Annotated in this window: 1 protein-coding gene and 1 tRNA gene; one reads left to right on the top strand and one right to left on the bottom strand. The window is 73.4% G+C overall.

The genetic code is table 11. The annotated features are described in order from the left end of the window. Positions 1-57: 57 nt before the first annotated feature. A tRNA-Lys gene (locus ACFW1I_RS11570) sits at positions 58-131 on the bottom strand. A 185-nt stretch (positions 132-316) separates the two neighbouring features. Between ACFW1I_RS11570 and ACFW1I_RS11565 the strand changes: the two genes are divergently transcribed. Further along, complete coding sequence (locus tag ACFW1I_RS11565) at positions 317-1684, top strand: peptidoglycan-binding protein (RefSeq protein WP_384668928.1); 1368 nt, start codon at positions 317-319, stop codon at positions 1682-1684. Positions 1685-1996 lie beyond the last annotated feature (312 nt).

The raw sequence follows: 1996 nt of genomic DNA, 5'->3' as shown, positions 1-1996 counted from the left end.
AGTTGAGTCACGGCAACGAGACGGCCCCTCGCTCTCGCGAGGGGCCATCTCTGTCGGTGCGCCGCCAGGGACTCGAACCCCGGACCCGCTGATTAAGAGTCAGCTGCTCTAACCAACTGAGCTAGCGGCGCCTGCTGACAGAGATAACTCTACCCGACCTCCAGGGGTGCTCCTGACCAACGGCGACCGTCTCCGGCCTGTCGGATGGTCGTATCAGGCCGTTGATCCGTCAAAATGCGATTTGTCCAGACAGTTGAGAAACTGGCGCCCGAAACAGAGGCCCAAAAGATCTTGACGAGTGTGGAGGGGAATCGACATGAGCGTGCCGGTCTTCGAAGAATTCGAACCCGCGCCCGACTGCGGCTGCCCGGGCTGCGCCCGGCACCGCCGTGACCTCGCGCTGGGCCTGCCGGTCCGCGCGGGCGGCCACCCGGCGGCGCACGGCGCCCGCCGGGCCCTGGTCCTGGTGACGGCGGCGGGCGCGGTCCTGGGCGGCGGCGGGACGAGCGGCATCGCCGCCGCCGTCGCCCCCGTGGTCCCGGTGACCCCGGCGGACGCGGCCGACGCGGCGGAGGCCGCCCAGGGCTCCGACACCCCGCAGGGCGGCCGCGCCCCGCTGCACGGCCCGCCGGCCGCGCAGGGCGACGGCGGACCCACCCCCGGCGCCGTCCCGACGACCAGTCAGGTCTCGACCGAGACGCTGCGGAGGACGACCCGCACGGAGATCATCAACCGGGCCAAGCTGTGGGTCGCGGCCCAGGTGCCGTACTCGATGGAGAAGTACTGGTCGGACGGGTACCGCCAGGACTGCTCGGGCTACATCTCCATGGCCTGGAACCTGCGCAGCAACGAGTGGACCGGCAGCCTCGACCGCTTCGCCGTCCGCATCGACCGCACCGAGCTCCAGCCCGGCGACATCCTGCTCTTCCACAACCCGGCCAACCCGACCCGCGGCTCGCACGTGACGATCTTCGGCGGCTGGACGGACTACACCCACACGTCGTACATCGCCTACGAGCAGACCAAGCCGCGCACGCGGAAGCAGGCCACGCCCATGGCGTACTGGGAGAACTCGAACCGGTACGTGGCCTACCGCTACAAGGGCCTGGTCAGCGGCAGCACCGGTGCGGGCAGCGGCTCGACGGCGCCGGGCGGGTCCGCGTACCCGGGCGGGGCGATGTTCGGCCCCGGCGCGAACAACGCGTACGTGACGCGGCTCGGGCAGATGCTGGTCGCGCGCGGCGGGAAGCAGTTCTACGCCCAGGGGCCCGGCCCGAGGTGGGGCGAGGCCGACCGCAGGGCGACCCAGGCGTTCCAGCGCGCGCAGGGCTGGAAGGGCAAGGAGGCGGACGGTCTGCCGGGCCCGCACACCTGGAAGCTCCTGGTCTCGGGCGGGGGCCGGAACATCGGCGGTTCGAGTGGTTCGAGCGGTCCGAGCACAGATGCGAAGGGGTTCCCCGGGCGTGGCTCCTTCCGTCCGGGCCAATCCAACGCATATGTGGAGAAGCTGGGCAAACAACTGGTGAAGCGGGGCTTCGGCAAGCACTACCTGTCGGGACCCGGTCCGCGCTGGACGGAGGCGGACCGCCGCAACGTCGAGGCGTTCCAGCGGGCACAGGGCTGGCGCGGCGCGGCGGCCGACGGCTACCCGGGCCCGGAGACCTGGCGGCGATTGTTCCGATGACCCCGAGACAAGAGGTGGACCCCGAATGACGGCAGCGATTCCGAACGACTCCGGCGCGGCGGCCTCGCGCGACGCGGCGAGAACGGCCCGCCGCCTCACCGACGGCACCCTCCCCCGCCGCCCCACCCCCTCCCCGGCGACCCCCCCACCCGTCACGGTGCCCCCCGGCACCCGCCCGACCCCCACCGCCGCCGACCCCGTCCCGTCACCGGCCGGCGCCCCGGCACCCCCGCCGCCCGCCCCGCCGGGGGGGGGGGGGGGGGAGCCCCCGCGCCCCCCCCGCCCCCCCGGGCGCGCGGGGTGGCGCCCCCC

This window comes from Streptomyces sp. NPDC058955, assembly GCF_042741435.1.
Taxonomy (GTDB): domain Bacteria; phylum Actinomycetota; class Actinomycetes; order Streptomycetales; family Streptomycetaceae; genus Streptomyces.
The sequence above is the reverse complement of the archived record's forward strand: the minus strand, read 5'-3'. Positions and strand labels throughout refer to the sequence as shown.